This window comes from Thermodesulfobacteriota bacterium, assembly GCA_030583865.1.
Classification (GTDB): Bacteria; Desulfobacterota; GWC2-55-46; order GWC2-55-46; family GWC2-55-46; genus UBA5799.
Map to the genome: position 1 here is coordinate 1,687,246 of CP129479.1, position 17,590 is coordinate 1,704,835.

Genomic DNA, 17,590 nt, shown 5'->3' on the forward strand with positions numbered 1-17,590 from the left:
CTAAGCCGGGAGGGCGAACAGCGCCTGCAGGCTGTTGTCATAGCCCACCCCTTCAGATATGTCCTGCCTGAGGAAAGCGTTCACCTTGTCTATGACCTCTATTGCATGGTCCACGGCAGGGTCGCTCCCTTTTTTGTACGCGCCTATGCTTATGAGGTCGTACGCCTTTTTGTAGGTCGAGAGCACTGAGCGCAGCCGCGTGGCCGCCTTCCTGTGCTCGGGGTTCACGATGTCGTTCATTACCCTGCTTATGCTCGAAAGTACGTCTATCGCGGGGTAATGCGCCTGGTGGGCGAGTTCCCTCGAAAGGACTATGTGGCCGTCGAGCACCGCCCTCGCGGCGTCGGCGACAGGATCGTTCACGTCGTCTCCTTCGGCGAGTATAGTGTAAAAACCAGTTATGCTCCCCTTCCCCTCGGAGGTGCCGGCCCGCTCAAGGAGCCTCGGCAAATGCGCAAAAACCGAGGGCGGATAGCCTTTTGTGGCGGGCGGCTCGCCAATGGCAAGTCCTATCTCCCTCTGGGCCATGCAGAACCGCGATATCGAGTCCATCATGAGGAGGACGTTCTTGCCCTGGTCCCTGAAATACTCGGCTATGGCAGTCGCCACCATCGGCGCCCTCATCCGGAGGAGAGGCGGCTGGTCGGAGGTCGCGACCACCAGCACGGACCTTTTAAGGCCCTCCTCGCCGAGGTCCTTCTCTATGAACTCCTTTACCTCCCTGCCCCTCTCGCCTATGAGGCCGATGACGTTCACGTCGGCCTCGGTATTCCGGGCCATCATGCCCATGAGTACGCTTTTTCCAACGCCGCTTCCGGCGAAGATGCCTATCCTCTGCCCCTTGCCCACGGTAAGGACGCTGTTTATCGCCCTTATGCCGACGTTGAGCGGCTCCTCTATCCTCTTTCTCGAAAGCGGGTTCGGAGGGGTCGAATAAAGAGGGTATTCGGTTTCGGCCTCGAAGGAGCCGAGCCCGTCAAGGGGGGAGCCGAGCCCGTCAAGGGTCCTCCCGAGAAGCCCCGGCCCGACCTTGACCGATGCGCTCACCCTTTTCGATACTATCTTGCTGCCCGGCCCGATGCCCCTTACTTCCCCGAGGGGCATGAGGAGTATCTTGTCATCCGAAAAACCGACGACCTCGCACTGGATGGGCTCGTGCCCGTCCTTCGGGTACACGTGGCAGAACTCGCCGACCGAAGACCCGGGACCGAGCCCTTCCATCACGAGTCCGACTACCCTCGTGACCCTGCCGTGCACCCTCACGGGGTTTATCTCCCCGACGGCATTCCTCTGCCTTCGGAGATATTCAATCGCGCGCGTATGCATCCTTTAGCTTCGCCTCTATTTCCTCCGAGATGGACGCGATCGTCGCGTCTATCTCGCCGCAGCTCGTGGACACGAGGCAGCCTCCCCTCTGGACTAGCTCGTCGGGCTCGACGCTCAAACCCCTCAGGCCGCCGCAGAGCCTCATGAGCTCGGGCCTGAAGTTGTTGACGACTTCGAACTCCTTCGGGTTTACCCTTATCGTGACCTCGCCGCTTGCAGCGACCGCCCTGAGCGCGGACTTGACGCATTCGAGGACCCCGTCCGGATTGATTTCAACCTCCCTCTGGACGACTTTCACGGCTATGGCCAGCGCGAGGGCTGTAATCTCCCTTTCGCACTCGGCGTAGAGCGATTCCCTGAACGATACGAGATCCCTTACAAGCCCCTCGAGGCCGCTGAAATGGACCTCGGCCTTTTTAAGGCCGAATTCGAACCCGGCCTTTTCGCCGGCGCTGAAGCCCCTCTCGTAGGCCTCTCTCTCCAGGGCCTCCAGGCGGCTGCCGACATCCTCGGTCTTCTCCTCCTGCTGCGTTTCCTGGCCGGAGACGAGCGTGAAGGGCTCGGACATTATCCTGACGGCCCTGTTCCTTATGATGTTAGATGAGGACATCCCCGCTCCTTCCGGACCTTACGAGCTTCCCTTCCTGCTCGAGCCTCCTCGCTATCTTTATTATCTCCTGCTGGGACTTCTCCACCTCCGAAAGCTTCACGGGGCCCTTGGCCTCCATGTCCTCGAGGAGCATCTCTGAGGCGCGCTCGGACATGTTGCCGAGGAACTTTTCCCTGATGGCCTCGTCCGCGGCCTTGAGGGCGAGGCAGAGTACGTCGCCGCTGAGTTCCTTTATGATGAGCTGCAGGCCCCTGTCGTCGACCTCCATGAGGTCGGCGAAGACGAACATCTTTTCCTGTATGCGCATGGCGAGATCCGGGCTCGCCTTCTCTATCGCGTCTATTATATCGCCCTCCGCCTTCGAATCCACCTGGTTCAGTATCTCGGCGGCAAGCTTCACGCCTTCGACAGACGCGCCCTGGCTGGACTCGGCAGAGAGCATCTGCTCGCTTATGAGCGCCTCGAGGTCCCTTACCGCAGCCTGGGGTATCCTCTTCAGGTTCCCAACCCTCAGCATGACCTCGCCCCTGAGCCTCTCGTTCTGGATGTTAAGGAGCACCATGGCTGCCCTGTCCGCGTCGAGGTGCGCGAGTATCAGGGCTATTATCTGCGGGTGCTCGTCCTTTATTATATTGGCGACAATCGCGGGGTCCATCCATTTGAGGGACTCTATGCCCCCGCCGCCCATCTCCCTGGTTATCTGGTCGAGTATGTACTGGGCCCTTTCCGGGCCGAGCGTCTTTACGAGCACGTTCCTCGTGAACTCGATGCCCTCGACGAAGAGCTCCCCCTTGTCGAGTATCTCTATGAACTCGCCCACGACGTGCCTCCCCATCTGGAGAGAAACGGACTCCTTCCTGACCATCATGCCGCCAAGGAGCTGCATCTCCGAGGGGGTCATGAACTTGAAGACCTCGCTCGCAAGCTCCTCGCCGATGTTCATGAGGAGGACGGCGGCCTTCTCCGGCCCCGTAAGCCTCGGCTCCTTGGCCATCACTTCTCCTTTATCCAGTTCTTGAGGACCATAGCCACCTGCTGAGGGTTCTCCTTCACTGTCTTCTTGAGCCTGTCGATAGAGTCCCTGTCGGCGCTGACGGCGGATTCGCTCAGCTCGGCGCCGCCCGCTGTAAGTACCTGCGGCATCCTCCTCTGGATCTCCTCGAGCGCCATGGTTTCCTTCGTGACCCTCTTGATGAGGGGACGCACGACGAAGAGCAGGATGAAAAGGGTTATCAGGACCACGGTACCGTACTTGATGAGAACCGGCACGAGGTGGGGCGGTATATAATCATCGGGTCCGCCGGCGGCCTCGAACGCGGCAGCCGCCGCCCCGGCCCCGGCCTGCTCGAAAGGCGTGCTGACGACGACGACGGTATCGCCCCTCGATTCCTCGTAGCCTACGGCGGCCTTGACCATCTCGGTGAACTTCGAGAGCTCCTCGTCGGTCCTCGGCGAGTAGGCCGTCGTCTCGTTCCCATCGGCGTCCTTTACCGCCTGGTATGTGCCGTCCACCAGAACCGAGACCGCGAGCCTCTTGAGCGAACCTACGGGCTCGACCACGCGGCTCGTGACCTTGCTTATTTCATAGTTGATGAGTTCGTCCTGCCTCTGGGTCTGGGCTGGTGTCGCGGCCACCTGGGGTATCTCGACCGCGGTCTCGGGGAGGTTCGAGAGGACGCCGGGTATGCCGACCGGGGCAGTTCCGCCTATGCTCTTTTCCTTGTTCCTGTGCTCGCTCCTCACGACCTGGCCGTCGGGGTCGAACCTCTCTTCCGTCCTCTCCACGTGCCGCGTGTCCACCTCGACCGCGACCCTGGCCACGACCCTGTTCGCGCCCACCGCCTTCTCGAGCATGCTCTGGAGCCTCTGCTCGAAATGGTTCTCGATGGACCTCTTGTACTCGAGCTGCGTGCCCGAAAGCATCAAGGCGTCATCGTCGCCGGCCTCCCTCGTCCACATCCTCCCGGAAGTGTCGACCACCGCGACGTCCTCGGGCTTGAGGTTGTCGGTGCTGTTCGCCACGAGGTGAACTATGGAGCTCACCTGGCCGCGGCTCAATTCCTTGCCGGCCCTGAGCTTCACTATTACCGACGCGCGAGCCTTTTTCTGGTCGTCGAGGAAGACTCCCTTTTCGGGTAGCGCGAGGTGGACCCGGGCGCTCTCTATTTCCTTTATCTGCGTTACGGTCCTCGCGAGCTCGCCCTGGAGCGCCCGCTTGTAGTTGACCTTCTGCACGAAATCGGTGATGCCGAAGGACGTCTTGTCGAATATCTCGAAGCCCACGCCGCCGCCCTGGGGAAGCCCCTCTCCGGCAAGCTCCATCCTGGTCTCGTACACCTTGTCCGCCGGCACGCTTATCGTACCGCCGTCCACCCTGTAGGGGACCCGCTTCTCCTTCAGCCGCTCGATGACCGAGCCTGCGTCCTCGTCCGAGAGCTGGGTGTAGAGGGTCTGGTACTCCGGCCCCTGGTTCCATAGTATGAGGACCACCACCGCGGCTATGATTGCCGCTGCAGAGGCGAGCACAATGGCCGGCCTCTGTCCCACGAACTTCTTCAGGTCCTGGAGGAGCTTTTCCATCCGTTACACCTGCGTCCTCATTACTTCCTCATACGCATGGACAAGCTTGTTCCTGACCTGGAGCATGAGGTTGAAAGACAGGCTGGCCTTCTCTATGGCTATCATCGTATCGTGTATGTTGTTGACCTGCCCGGAGGCGAGCCCCTGTATGGCCTGGTCGGCGTCGCTCTGGAGCTTGTTTACGCTCTCGATCGACTGCTTGAGGACGTCTGAAAAACCGGTGCCGGAGGCGGCTTCTGTCGTCGCCTTGCCGAGCGAGTTCAACTCCGCGCTGAGCGCGCCTTTTATCGAATCGACCATTTCCGTTCTCCTTTTTTGAAGCTTCCGTTACTGGCCTATCTCAAGCGCCTTTAAAGCCATCTCTCTCGTCGCCTTGAAGGCGGTCACGTTAGCCTCGTAGCTCCTCGATGCCGCTATCATGTTTACCATCTCCTCGGCCACGTTGATGTTCGGGAAAGCGACATACCCGTCCCTTCCGGCGTCCGGATGGGCCGGGTCGTATACGTATTTCAGGGGCCTGGCGTCCTCGATTATCCCCGCCACCTTCACCTTGGTATTGTATGCGGAGGAGGCCTCCTTCAGCAGGCTCCCGAAATCATTCCGGTTCTCGGCGGCAAAGACTATGTCCTTCCTCCTGTAGGCACCGCCGTTCGCGGTCCTGGTGGTCTCGACGTTAGCGAGGTTGCTCGCAATTAGGTTCATCCTGAGCCTCTGGGCCTCCATGCCCGAGGCCGCCACGGAGAATAGATCCGACATGTTATCTGCCTCCTTCCTTTATCGCGTTCATCAGCCCGTTGAACTTGCCCTTGAGGAGCCTTGACGAGACGGTGTACATGAGCGTGTTCTCGGAAAGCCTCGCCATCTCGGCCTCGATGCCGACCGAGTTCCCGTCAAAGCCGGGCAGGTCTGTCGCCCTGTCGAGCACCCTCGGCGCGGACGAGCCGTAGTAGCCGGTCATGTGCCCCCGGCTGGTCCTCGCGAGATCGACGAAAGGGGCGCCGCCCTCCCGCCTTCTCAGTTCGTCCTCGAAGTTGATGTCCACGGCCCTGTAGCCGGGGGTCTCCTGGTTCGCGATGTTTGATGTCAGGAGCTTGTGCCTTGCGGCCCTCAAGTCCATGGAATTGGTGAGGACCGTTATTGCCTTGCTATCGAATAGGCCTGTCGGCATGTCTTTACCCCTGTCTTATGAAAAAAGGCTGATTTTGGTCAGCGGATTGAACTTGATGGCACCTTAATAGCAAAACATTTGCAAATGCCATACCAAACACATCCAGCCATCAATCCCCATGATCTCCCCGGGCCCAGGGGAATGAAGGCTTCGGGAAAATTTTTCCTACCCCGGCAAAAGCTGCCCATATTCCTTGAGTTTATTCCTTAGGGTCCTTACCGAGATGCCGAGTATCCTGGCCGCCTGGGTCCTATTTCCCTCGACCTCGCCGAGCGTGCGGGTTATGAGCCCCTTTTCCATCTCCCAGAGCGTCATTAAATTGGCGCCGCCGTCATCAGGTTTCCTGTCAACAGGGCAATCCTCCTGGGCCTCACTACGGCAAGATTCAGGAGACACGAGTATGTGCTCGACCTCGAGCGTCCTGCCCTCAGCAAGGAGGACGGCCCGCTCAAGGGTATTCTCCATCTCCCTTATGTTGCCCCTCCATTCGCATCTTTTTATATGCTCCATCGCCTCAGGGGACACCCCTTCAAGGCGCCTGCCGTACTTGGCGCTGAACTTTTTTATGAAATGCTCCGCAAGGAATTCTACTTCCTCGCCGCGCTCGCGTAGCGGCGGGAGCGTAAGCGGGAAGATATTGAGGCGGTAGTAGAGGTCTTCCCTGAAGCGGCCCTCCCTTACCTCTTTCTTCATGTCCCTGTTGGTCGTTGCTATTATCCTGATGTCCAGGGGCACGGGCGAGCTCCCGCCCACCCTCTCGACTTCCTTTTCCTGGATGACGCGCAGCAGCTTGGCCTGCAGCTTTATGTCCATCTCGCTTATCTCGTCAAGGAGTATGGTGCCCTTGTCCGCAAGCTCGAACCTGCCCTGCCGGAGGGCATGGGCCCCCGTAAACGCCCCTTTCTCATGGCCGAAAAGCTCGCTTTCAAGGAGCCCCTCGGGGATGGACGCGCAGTTTACTGCCACGAAGGGCATCTTCCGCCTCGGGCTGTTCTCGTGTATGAAGCGGGCTAGCAGCTCTTTCCCCGTTCCGCTCTCGCCGGATATGAGGACGGTCGCGTCGCTCGCAGCGGCGACCATTGCCATTGAGACCACCTTCTGCATGACCGGGGCCCTTGCGAGCATATTCTTTCCCCTGGTCTCGAATCCGGATATGCCCTCCCTCATCCTGAAGGCCTTCTCGACCGTCTCTTCGAGCGATTGCAGGCTGAAGGGCTTAAGGATAAAGTCCACCGCTCCTTCCTTTACAGCCTCGACCGCTTTCTGGACCGTTCCGAACGCGGTTATGAGGAGGACAGGCACATGGGGGGATAACTTCTTCACCTCGCGCAGGAGCTCCATGCCGCCGAGGCCCGGCATGTTCACGTCGCTTATGACCATTCCGTAGCCCCGGGGGAGTTTCTTAAGCGCCTCCCTGCCATCCTCGGCAAGCTCCACCTCATAGCCCTTCCGGCAGAGCGCCTCGTTTATGGCTATCCTCATTCCCGCTTCGTCGTCGACCACAAGCACCCTCTTCATGACAGATACTCCCTTCCCGCCGGGATCCCGAGCGTGAACGTCGTCCCCTTGCCCGGCTCCGACCGTACGTCCAGGCGGCCCATGTGCGCGTCAACGACCGCGGAGACTATCGCGAGGCCGAGGCCTGTGCCCCTCTCCTTAGTGGAGAAGAACGGGTCGAATATCCTGTCTATCTGTTCGCGCGGGATGCCCCTGCCGTTGTCGCTCACCTTTATTACCACGCTGCCTTCTTCCGTTTCGGTATCGACGCTTATTCCGATACGGCCGTCTTCCTCGACCGCGTCGAGCGCGTTTATGACGAGGTTAAGGAATAGCTGCCTCAAGAGGTTCGGGTCGGCCATGACGCGCTTCCGGCCCTTGTAGGAGGCCCGTATCTCCACCCCGGCCTTCCCCCTGTCCCCTGCAAGGAGTATGGCGTCGTCCACTATGTCATTGAGCTCTACCGGCTTGAGCTTCGCCTCGGGCGCGCCGGCAAAGAGGAGCATGTTCGAAAGTAGGTTGTCGAGGGTCTTTATGCCCTTGCTGATATGCTCCGCGAGCTTCGCCCTGTCAGGCACGTCCGCGAGCTCCCTTTCAAGGAGGGTCGCGAATATGGCCATCGAGCCGAGCGGGTTCCGTATCTCGTGGGCTATCCTTGCGGCCATCTCGCCCATTGCCGCGAGCCTCCTCGACCGCTCTATGGCCCTGTTCTTCTCCGCGAGCTCCGCGTTCAGCTCCTCTATCCTGGTTTCCAGGAGCGAGTACTGCTGCTCGAGTTTTTTGGAAGCGTCCCTGAAGACGTTGAAAGCGTCGTTCAGGAGCTCGATCGGTACCTGCGTGGTCATCATGCCTCCTTTAAATGCCTGCCGGGTCCATCATTATGGCTTCGGACCACGGGGCCAGCTCGCCGCCAAGCGCTTCAAGCTCCCTGAGCGCCGACGCCTTGTCATCGGCGCGGCCTAGCCTTCCGTAGCACTGGGCCATCCTGTAGAGCGCCCAGGACCTGTCCGCTGTCTCTTTTTCATCCATGTGCCTTATGGCCTGCCTGTACGCCTCGGCAGCCCGCGCGAAGTTACCGGCCTCGAAGAGGGCGTCGGCGGACTTGATGAACGACCTTGAGGCCTCGCTTTCGTTCCCCTCGGCCTTGAACCCTTTTGCCGCGCTCTCGAAGAGCGGGGCCGACTGGCCCGTCAGTCCGGCCCGGTAGCTCGATTCGGCTTTCATGAGGACGGCCCCGGGCCTGTCCACGGCCTTTTCGCGCGAGACCTTCCCGTACTCCCCCTTTTCGAATGCTATGAGCGTTTCAAGCTCCCGTATCTCGGCGGCCCTGCCGTTCGCCGGAAACTTCGCCCTGAAGGCCTTGAGCATCCTTTCCGCCGAGCCAGTGTCCTTCTGCTCGATATAGACCCGGATGAGCGCCATCATCGCCTCCTCGGTAACCTGTCCGCTCCCGAGCTTGACGGCGTTGTCGAGCATGTTGACGGCTTCGTTCCTCAGGCCCGCGGCCATGCACGACTTTCCGACCTTCAGGTAGGTCTCTGCCTTTTTGCCGAAAGGCGCGGCGAGAGGGACGTCGAGGAATAGCTTTACCACAGCGAGGTGGTCGCCCTTTTTGTAAAGTGAGTCCAGCCATTCGTAAAAAAGGACCGACGAAAGGAGGCCCATGTCCTGCCTGTAGATGCTGAGCGGGTATTTGCTGTTGAACGCCTTGAAGGAGGCATAGCCCTCCTCGAATTTTCCGAGCCGTATCCTGGCCGAGAGGAGCTTGAGCGCCGTTATCTCGGAGGCCGCGAAGCCGCCGGCGGCAACAGTCCCGTAGAGCCTTTCTGCCTCCTCGAGCGGCCCGGCCTCACCTGAAAGGAAGTAGGCGTCAGCGAGCGAGAGCGTTGCCATTGCCCACACTTCGCCAGTAAACCTCCCCTTTGCGCCTATGTATAATTGGAGCGCCTCCTTTGCCCTGCCTTCCGCAAGGAGCGTGTCGCCCTCCTTGAGCAACAGGAATACGCCTATGAACCCGTCCGCCGGATACCCGGCGCTCATCTCGCGATATATCCTCCGGGCCTCGGCGTAATCGCCCCTTGTGAGGTGCATGTCGCCGAGGCTGAGCCTCGATATGCCGTCAAGAGCGGCAGAAGCGGCGTTTTCCCTGTATAGCGTCCACGCGCTCTCGATCTCTCCTTTAATGAGCGCCGTGTTCGCAAGCCACAGCCCTGCGCCCTTATAGCCCGCTTCCAGCGAGGCCCTGAAGAGTTCCTTGGCCTCGGCGTATTTCCTTTCGAAAAAGAATATGCGCGCCTTCCTGAATAGGGCCTCGCCCTTGACGGGATTGTCCTCTCCCTCGGCTGCGCGCGAGAACTTGCCGGCTGCTTCGGGATAAAAGCCTTTCCGCTCAAAATGGTCGCCCAGCACGAAATAGCCGAGCCGCGAATAGAGAGGGTCGGGGTTGGACCTTAGAGCCATATCGAGCTCGTGGGGGGCCGTCTTTCCGCCGGCGAAGTCGATTACGGCGTTCAATGCGCCTGCCTTCCCGTGCTCACCCTTCTTCCTGTGCTCCGATGCGGCCTTCACGGCCTCATCGAGGAACCTGTCATTTCCGGGCTCAAGCCCCAGCACGCCCCTGAACGCCCCGGATACCGGGTCGCCGTATAGCTCGGGCTTGAGCATTTCAACGGCCTTGTTCCTGTAGACCCACCTCCATGAATCGTTGAAGGCAACGAGCTTCGAGGAATGGGGCTTGAGGAACTGGGCCTCGACCGTCGTCCTCCGTTCTTCCTGAAAATCTTTTTCCTCGGGGGCTGACGGCGGGTATACGTCCACCATCAGCCTGAATGGATCGGACTGCATGGAATGACGGACTGTTGCCCCCTCAGTCACCTGCAACTCGAGCATCGCGAAGACGCCCGAGGGGTCGGAGCCGCGGCTTAAACCGTTCACCTTGAAAAACCCGGTCGAAGGAAAGTTGCTCATTACGCCGGCCCTTATGTCCCTCATGCGGACGAATAGCTTGTCGCCCTTCCTCGACACGCCGGTATCGACTTTTTCGGAGAAAACGAGGGTAAGCCTGTGGAAGTCGTCCTGCTCGGAAGCGCGGATGGCGACTATCTCAGCCGCTTCAACAGACGACCACAGCGGGACAGAAAGGATGGATATCAATATAGCGAAGAATATTCTCATGGCATGGGTGTGGTTACCGGGTAAGGCTTTTTGCAACTACCATGCCAGCCAGAGGCAGAGATTGTATGAGGAGATAGGAAGGAGGATTATTTATCTAAATATTTCAGCCGGTTGGGAATTTAAGATGAGACGGCCTATCAAGCGATTCCCGCCTTGGTTGGCAGGTCTATGCGGGTGTTTTCAGGTGGCCGGGGCCAATGAACGTCAAATTCATGACCCGGCGAACTCATTTTCAGCGGCCTCAGCTGAATCGAATTGCTCAAGAAGCCCCTTCCTCTTCATCTTCTCGATGAGGGTGGTCCTGTTGAGGTTCAGGTACTCGGCGGCCTTCTTCTTTATGCCGTTCACCCTCTGGAGGGCCGAGATTATGAGCTCCTTCTCGAAGTTGTCGACAGCCACGTTGAAGTCTATGCCCTTGTCGGAGAGGTTGACTGACCCTGCGCTCAGGGTGAAGCCTTCGAGTTTAGCCTGGCGTATCTTGTCAGGCAGGTCGCGCAGGGTGATGGAGCTGCCGTCCTCCTTGAGCACCACGAGCCTCTCTATCAGGTTTTCGAGCTCCCGGATGTTCCCCGGCCAGTCGTATGCCGCAAGAAGCCTCATGGTGTCCGTGGCGGTCCCCCTTATCTTCTTCCTCTTCCGGGTGGATATCTTTTCAATGAAATGGTCTACGAGGACCGGTATGTCCTCATTCCTTTCCCTCAAGGGCGGAAGGTTAACCGGGATGACGTTCAGCCTGTAGTAGAGGTCGTTCCTGAACTTCTTCTCCGCGACCGCCTTTTCAAGGTCCTGGTTGGTCGCGGCAACGACCCTTACGTCGACCTTGATGGTATTCCTGCCGCCGACCCTCTCGAACTCCTTCTCCTGGAGGACCCGTAGTATCTTTACCTGAAGGCCCGGGCTCATGTCCCCTATCTCGTCGAGGAAAACGGTCCCGTCGTTGGCGGCCTCGAACCTGCCTATCTTCGTGGCTATGGCGCCGGTGAACGCGCCTTTCTCATAGCCGAAGAGCTCGCTTTCAAGGAGGTCCTCGGGTATGGCCCCGCAGTTTATGGGCACAAAGGGCTTGTTCTTCCTCGAACTTCCGTAATGCAGGGCCCTGGCCACGAGCTCTTTGCCGGTGCCGCTCTCGCCGAGTATGAGTACCGTCGAGTCCGTGTCGGCTATCCTGTCTATGATGTCCCGTATCCTCTGTATCTCCTGGCTCGTGCCGAGGATCGCGGTCGTGCAGGTTTTCTTGAGCTCGTCCCTGAGCTTGGAGTTCTCTTCCTTCAGTAAAGGGACCTCCCTGGCCTGCCTCGCGTTATTTCGGACCTCCGCCGCCTTCTCAAGCGTCACAAGGAGCTTGTCCTTGCCGATGACCGGCTTTTCAAGATAGGTGAAGGCGCCGAGCCTCATGGCCTCTACCGTGCTCTCAATAGACGGGTTGCCGGTTATGATTATGCAGGCGGTATCAGGGGATGCGGACTTTACGGAGCGGATCACGTCGATTCCGCTCATGCCGGGGAGCATGAGGTCTGAAAGGACTATGTCGAATTCGATTTTGCGGGCAAGCTCAATGCCTTCCTCGCCTGTGGGCGAGGCAATGACGCTGTACCCGTTCATCTCGAGGATTTCCTTAAGGGATTCGCGGACTGATTCCTCGTCCTCAACGAGTAGGATATTACAGCTCATGAACGGTTCGCTCCAGATGCTGGTGCATGGACGGGCTTGTATTTTGGCACGCATTATAGAACAACTCACAACCCATGTCAATATTTTGAACAAGGGGCATGTTAATGACCAAAGGCTACCTCTAAAAATTAGAGATTTTCCCGCAATCAAGGAAGGCCGGTATGCAATATGTGAGCATTTTTAGTTCCGCCCTGACACAGAGATCAGGAAAAATAATCATTTTTCAGAGATAGCCCGAAATTGACAAAAGGCCTGCCGATGATATATTGATGGTACTGATTGCCATCGGATTCAATGGCAATGGAGATGGGAGGACGGAAATGCCCGACGAAGCGATAAAAAAGATTTTTACGGTAAATCTGGGGGTGCAAAAGGACGAGGAAGTGCTGGTCTTTACCGACCTCATCGAAGACCCTGATGCGGTGCCGCTTGAAGAGCGGAAGAAACGGGAAGCCCTCGTGCCACTTGCGAAAGAGGCCGCCGAAATAGGGAGCGCCCTCTGCAGGACCGCCTATTTCGAGTTCCAGGCTGCCGGAAGCCACGGCAAGGAGCCCCCAAAGTCCCTGTGGGAGGCGGCCTTCGGGGGCGCGGCGGTAAGGGAGCTTGAAAGAAAATGCCTGCTCGAAAAGATATTGAAAAAAGAGGCCAAGCCGCGGGACCTCGCCGAGGCCGAAGGCGTAATAAGGGAGCTTGCCGAGTCCCCTGACGCGGTCATCGCCCTCTCGAACTACTCTACCTCGCATACCAGGTTCAGGGACCTCCTTACGAGGGTAATGGGGACGCGCTACGCGAGCATGCCGCTATTCGAGCGCGAGATGCTCGACGGCTCCATGACCGCCGACTGGAAAGAGGTCGAGAGGCGGACCATCAGGCTTGCCCGGATGATGTCGGGCGCTGATACGGCTGTAATCACATCGCATAACGGCACATCTATAAGTTTTTCGATAAAGGGACGGGACGCCAAGCCAGATACAGGAATACTCGTTGAGCGCGGCTCGTTCGGCAATCTCCCGGCAGGCGAGGCCTTCCTTGCGCCTGTGGAAGGGACAGCCGAGGGGGTCCTCATACTCGAATGGGCGCCGACGGGGCGGCTCCATAAGCCTGTCGAGCTGGTGGTAAAAAAAGGACTTGTTGTCGAGGTGGTCGGGACTGACGACTTCTCAAGGAAGCTAAGGGAGAGGATAGAGGCGAACCCGCTCTGCGGCAACATCGCGGAACTCGGCATAGGCACGAACGAGAAAGCGTCGAGGCCGGACAACATCCTTGAAACAGAGAAGATACTCGGCACCGTGCATATCGCGCTCGGCGACAACTCGTCGTTCGGGGGAAAGGTGAGCGTGCCCTTCCACCAGGACTTCATCTTCTTCAGGCCCAACCTTGAGGTAATAAAAGGAGAGGAGAAGATAGAGCTTTTAATCGACGGGGAGCCGAGGTTTGAGGCGGAGGGAATAAGGTGAGCCCATTTTCGGCAGGGCTGCCGCTCTAACGCCCATGAAAGTGCGCCTTGCCGAGGTCGGGAACGCGGACCTGCCTCTTATCGAAAAATGGTTTCGCTCGGAGCATGTGATACGGTTCTGGGGCGAACCAGCTAAAAACATCCGGCTCCTCCGCGAACCGGAGCCGGAGACCCGGAGGGCGATAATAGAAGCCGACGGGCGGAAGGTCGGTCTCATACTCTGGCAGCACCCGACGCGGGCGGAGCTCGACGGGGCCGGGCTTCATGAGATACCAACCAGCGTAATCGACATGGACGTAATGGTAGGCGAGCAGGAGACTACCGGAAAAGGCGTCGGCACCGCCGCCATAAGGCTCGTGGCCGAAAAGGCTCTTTCTGACCCTGACGTTCCATTCGTAATAGGCGAAACATCGATATGGAACACGGCATCCATAAGGGCGTTTGAAAAGGCAGGGTTCAGGCGGGAAAGGGAGTTCGATGACCCGGAGAGCGGCAGGTGCGTACTAATGGTGCGGGGAAGGGATTAGTTCCGTAGGGTGCGCCGTGCGCATCATTTGAGTTGGGTTACGCTGCGCCCCCCAACTTACCAGCTGAAATAAGTTGGGGGGGGGTGGCATACGCCACCCCCCCCATGTTTGCATTTCTGCCGGGCTTCATAAAGCACGCCCATTTAAGTAAGCGCAATTGACTATGGCTTTTTACGCAAGTCGATTTCCAGTATTTAGCTGAGAGAAACGGCGTGCCGCAAACACGCCGGCACCGGCCAGTCCAAGCAGAATCATTGACGATGGCTCAGGGACGGCCGCCTTTTTCTTTGTACCATCAAAAAAGGCATAGCTATTTCCTACAGCATCAGTTCCTTGGGTTACTTTATATTGAAGAGTGTAACTATCCGGCGCAGGCGCAGTCCAACTCCAGTGTTCCCATGGGAGTGGCCCAAAATCAGCAATTTTATTAATTTCACCCATCGCTTGACCTTCGGATGTTGTCACACGATAACCTATATCAAAGGAATCAGCGTACCAAGGCACATCTACAATATTGCCTTGACTGTTCAAGATACTAATTAAGGCATAATCATTATAATTATCCGCATCAATAGGCTGATACGGATAATATACTTCTGAACCGCAACAAAAAGTAGCCCAGCCTTCGAGCTTGTCGCCTCTGTTTAAAGAAACTCTCTGAGAGAGCATGGTAAAATCTCTATCAGGCTCACCCGTTTCAAGGACTGCGAAGTAATTGCCCTCAACAGGCTTATAGGTTGCAGTCCACCTTTCTGAAGCACCCGCAATAGTGCTCTGACCGGTCCAGTCAGCCACAACATCAATTTTGCCAAAGTTTTGCGGATAAGTCTCCGTCCAGCCGGTAGTATCCCCCGTTTCAAAACCAAAATTCTGCGGAAGCGCGAATGCGGTGCCTGACAAAGCCATAAAAGAAACAGAGAACGCAAGTATGAATCTCTTCATGCCCCCCCCTTTTTGATTGAGGATTAACAATTATTATCGAAAGTACATACAAAGAGTCTAATACACTTTTCAGGAATTTCAATTTGTGAGCTGCCACACGATAAACGCGCACTCTCGTAGTGTGCGCTGTGCGCACCATTTAAATCCGGCGGGCGCAGCCTGCCCTACCTTATTTATTCCGCCCCTATGCCGGCAAAATCGACAACGCCCCCACCCCAATCCGCAGTCTCGTAGGGTGCGCTGTGCGCACCATTTAAATCCGGCGGGCGCAGCCCGTCCTAACTTATTTACTCCGCCCCTATGCCTGCGCACTCGACAACACCCCCGCCCCAATCCGGGGCGTAAAGCCTTTTTTCGACATATTCGCGGAAAGACGAATACACCCACTCCCTCGGGGCGGAAGCAAGCCCATGTTTCACGGGATTGTAATGAATGTATTCTACATGGGCGCTGAGGTCGGCATCATCCCTTATTTTGTGCTCCCAGAAACGCCTTTGCCAGACCGTCCCCTCTCTCCTTTTAATCCGCGACGAATCCGGGTGCGGGGTCTTGAGGCTTCCGCTCACCTTCTTTGTGAATCCTTTTTTGATCAAGGCCCATCTGGTCGAAAAATCCGAATCGCCGTCCGGAAGCTCCCATATCGCATGAATATGGTCCGGCAAGACAACCCATGCCTTTAGCTCGAAAGGCCTGTCGCGCCTAACCTCGCGAGTCGTCTCCTCGAAAGCCTTCAATGAATAATCAAGACACAGTATAGGCTGGCGCATGTAAGTAACGACCGTGAAAAAATATGTGCTACCACCTCGCGCCCTTCTGTAATCAGACATGTCGGCGTAAGCAACCCCACAAAATGAATTGAATGGTGCGCAGAGCGCACCCTACATTTGATTAACTCACAGCAGCATCCCCGCTATCGTAGCGGTCGTGAAGCTCGCGAGCACACCGGCTGCGAGGGCCTTGAGGCTCAGGCGGGCAATCTCCTTTTTCCTCTCGGGCGCAATCGAGCCTATGCCGCCGATGAGAATTGCAATCGACCCGAAATTCGCGAAGCTGCATAGCGCATATGTGGCTATGGCGATTGAGCGCGGCTGTAAGGCCCCTGCCTCTATCATCCCCTGCATCCGCTGGTAGGAGATGAACTCGTTAAAGACTATCTTTATGCCGAGAAGCTCGCCCACCTTGAAGCAGTCCTCCCAGGGCACGCCCATGAGGAAGGCGAACGGCGTGAACACATAGCCAGATATCTCCTCGAAGGACGTCCCGGCAAGGCCGAGGAAGTGGTTTGCCATGCCGATGAGCGCGACAAAGGCAAGGAGCATCGCTCCGATCGTGGCGGCAAGCTTCACGCCCTCGGATGCGCCGTTCGCCGCGGCTTCTATTATGTTCGAGTCCCCGCTCCGGAAAAGAACGGCATTCCCTTCGGCCTTTGCCCGTCCCTTTTCAGTCTCGGGCAGCATGAGTTTCGCCATGACCAGGGCAGCGGGCGCGCTCATGACCGACGCGGCAAGGAGGTGCCCGGGGCTAGCGCCGAAGCTCGCGTAGACCGCCATGACGCTCCCGGCTATCGTTGACATGAAGGCAGTCATGACCGCGAACACTTCCGAAGCGGTCATGCGCCGGAAGTATTCCCTTGCCCCTGAGACGGCCTCTATGCCCATGAAGACGAAGACCGAGGCCATGAACGCCTCAATGCCCGAGGCCTTCATGGTCCGCTCCATGACCCAGGCCATTCCGGCCACTATGAGCTGGATGACCCGCAGGTAATAGAGTATGCCCATGAGGGATGATACGAAGATTATGACCGGGAGCACCTTGAAGGCGAGGACCGCCCCGATGTTCAAGTCGGTTGTGAGGCTGCCGAAGAGGAAGCGCGAGCCTATGTCCGTAAAATCAAGGACGCTCGTCATCACGACGCGGGCGAAATCGAAGACCAAAAGGCCCGGCCCTGTCTTGAGTATCACGACTGCGAAAAGGGCCTGAAGCCCAACGCCCCAGGCGACGAGCCTCCAGCTTATTGATTTGCGTGAACTGCTCAAGCCCCATGCTATAAGAAGGAATACAAAAAGCCCTGCAAGGCCAAGAAGCTTCTCCAAACGCGGCTACTCCCCGATTATCTTTACAAGCACCCTTTTTCTCCGCCTGCCGTCGAACTCGCCGTAGAATATCTGTTCCCAGGTGCCGAAGTCAAGCCTTCCGCCGGTTACGGCGACAACGACCTCGCGCCCCATGATTGTCCTCTTGAGATGCGCGTCAGCGTTGTCCTCGCCAGTGTCGTTGTGCCTGTAGCCGGAGACTGGCTCGTGCGGGGCGAGCTTTTCAAGCCACTTCCTGAAATCATTATGCAGCCCGCTCTCGTCGTCGTTTATGAAGACCGACGAGGTGATGTGCATGGAGTTTACGAGGACAAGGCCCTCTTTGATGCCGCTCTCTTTAAGGCATTCATCGACGTTCGGGGTTATGTTCACGAAGCCGACCCTCTCCGGGATGTTGAAAAAAAGCTCCTTCCTGAATGATTTCATCCGCGCCCCCTTATATTGAACCCGAACCTCTGCAAGCGGCAGGTTCAAGCCAGGTAGGGTGGGCACAGCCCACCATTTTTTGGCGGGCAATGCCCGCCCTACGAGACTGCCTCTCCCACA

17 protein-coding genes are annotated in these 17,590 nt (G+C 57.8%); 2 read left to right on the forward strand and 15 right to left on the reverse strand.

Features of this window, described 5'->3' with window-relative positions:
• The 11 genes from fliI to QY316_08060 form a co-directional block, all read right to left on the reverse strand.
• Positions 1–1,326 (reverse strand): flagellar protein export ATPase FliI, encoded by a 1,326-nt coding sequence (gene fliI / locus QY316_08010; GenBank protein ID WKZ31866.1) that lies wholly within the window; start codon positions 1,324–1,326, stop codon positions 1–3.
• On the reverse strand, positions 1,307–1,936 hold the full coding sequence (locus QY316_08015; protein ID WKZ31867.1) for a FliH/SctL family protein: 630 nt from the start codon (positions 1,934–1,936) through the stop codon (positions 1,307–1,309). Before QY316_08015 ends, fliI begins: the two co-directional genes overlap by 20 nt.
• Positions 1,923–2,930, reverse strand: coding sequence for a flagellar motor switch protein FliG (gene fliG / locus QY316_08020; GenBank protein WKZ31868.1), 1,008 nt, complete (start codon positions 2,928–2,930; stop codon positions 1,923–1,925). Before fliG ends, QY316_08015 begins: the two co-directional genes overlap by 14 nt.
• Positions 2,930–4,516, reverse strand: coding sequence for a flagellar basal-body MS-ring/collar protein FliF (fliF, locus tag QY316_08025; GenBank protein ID WKZ31869.1), 1,587 nt, complete (start codon positions 4,514–4,516; stop codon positions 2,930–2,932). The genes fliG and fliF overlap by 1 nt, the downstream gene beginning before the upstream one ends.
• 3 nt (positions 4,517–4,519) lie before the next feature.
• Entirely contained in the window at positions 4,520–4,816 is a 297-nt protein-coding gene (gene fliE, locus QY316_08030) for a flagellar hook-basal body complex protein FliE (protein WKZ31870.1), read from the reverse strand.
• A gap of 27 nt (positions 4,817–4,843) precedes the next feature.
• Complete coding sequence (gene flgC, locus QY316_08035; GenBank protein WKZ31871.1) at positions 4,844–5,272, reverse strand: flagellar basal body rod protein FlgC; 429 nt, start codon at positions 5,270–5,272, stop codon at positions 4,844–4,846.
• Position 5,273: 1 nt separating this feature from the next.
• Positions 5,274–5,684 carry a flagellar basal body rod protein FlgB gene (flgB, locus tag QY316_08040; GenBank protein WKZ31872.1) on the reverse strand — a complete coding sequence of 137 codons (411 nt, stop codon included), beginning with the start codon at positions 5,682–5,684 and terminating at the stop codon, positions 5,274–5,276.
• 165 nt (positions 5,685–5,849) lie between these two features.
• A complete protein-coding gene (locus tag QY316_08045) occupies positions 5,850–7,202 on the reverse strand; it encodes a sigma-54 dependent transcriptional regulator (protein ID WKZ31873.1) in 1,353 nt (450 codons plus the stop codon).
• On the reverse strand, positions 7,199–8,029 hold the full coding sequence (locus tag QY316_08050; GenBank protein ID WKZ31874.1) for an ATP-binding protein: 831 nt from the start codon (positions 8,027–8,029) through the stop codon (positions 7,199–7,201). The genes QY316_08045 and QY316_08050 overlap by 4 nt, the downstream gene beginning before the upstream one ends.
• Before the next feature lie 7 nt (positions 8,030–8,036).
• Positions 8,037–10,334 carry a tetratricopeptide repeat protein gene (locus tag QY316_08055; GenBank protein ID WKZ31875.1) on the reverse strand — a complete coding sequence of 766 codons (2,298 nt, stop codon included), beginning with the start codon at positions 10,332–10,334 and terminating at the stop codon, positions 8,037–8,039.
• A gap of 231 nt (positions 10,335–10,565) precedes the next feature.
• Complete coding sequence (locus tag QY316_08060; GenBank protein ID WKZ31876.1) at positions 10,566–12,026, reverse strand: sigma-54 dependent transcriptional regulator; 1,461 nt, start codon at positions 12,024–12,026, stop codon at positions 10,566–10,568.
• 320 nt (positions 12,027–12,346) lie between these two features.
• Here QY316_08060 and QY316_08065 point away from each other — a divergent pair, with 320 nt between their 5' ends.
• Entirely contained in the window at positions 12,347–13,483 is a 1,137-nt protein-coding gene (locus tag QY316_08065; protein WKZ31877.1) for an aminopeptidase, read from the forward strand.
• A gap of 34 nt (positions 13,484–13,517) precedes the next feature.
• Positions 13,518–14,009, forward strand: a complete 492-nt coding sequence (locus tag QY316_08070; protein WKZ31878.1) for a GNAT family N-acetyltransferase — start codon at positions 13,518–13,520, stop codon at positions 14,007–14,009.
• A 171-nt stretch (positions 14,010–14,180) separates the two neighbouring features.
• Here the strand turns inward: QY316_08070 and QY316_08075 are convergent, their stop codons facing one another.
• The 4 genes from QY316_08075 to QY316_08090 form a co-directional block, all read right to left on the reverse strand.
• On the reverse strand, positions 14,181–14,951 hold the full coding sequence (locus QY316_08075; GenBank protein ID WKZ31879.1) for a PEP-CTERM sorting domain-containing protein: 771 nt from the start codon (positions 14,949–14,951) through the stop codon (positions 14,181–14,183).
• A gap of 287 nt (positions 14,952–15,238) precedes the next feature.
• Positions 15,239–15,778: a transposase gene (locus QY316_08080; GenBank protein ID WKZ31880.1), complete on the reverse strand. Its 540-nt coding sequence runs from the start codon at positions 15,776–15,778 to the stop codon at positions 15,239–15,241.
• Between the two features lie 66 nt (positions 15,779–15,844).
• Positions 15,845–17,044: a nucleoside transporter C-terminal domain-containing protein gene (locus tag QY316_08085; protein WKZ31881.1), complete on the reverse strand. Its 1,200-nt coding sequence runs from the start codon at positions 17,042–17,044 to the stop codon at positions 15,845–15,847.
• A gap of 6 nt (positions 17,045–17,050) precedes the next feature.
• Positions 17,051–17,470 (reverse strand): secondary thiamine-phosphate synthase enzyme YjbQ, encoded by a 420-nt coding sequence (locus QY316_08090; GenBank protein ID WKZ31882.1) that lies wholly within the window; start codon positions 17,468–17,470, stop codon positions 17,051–17,053.
• Positions 17,471–17,590 lie beyond the last annotated feature (120 nt).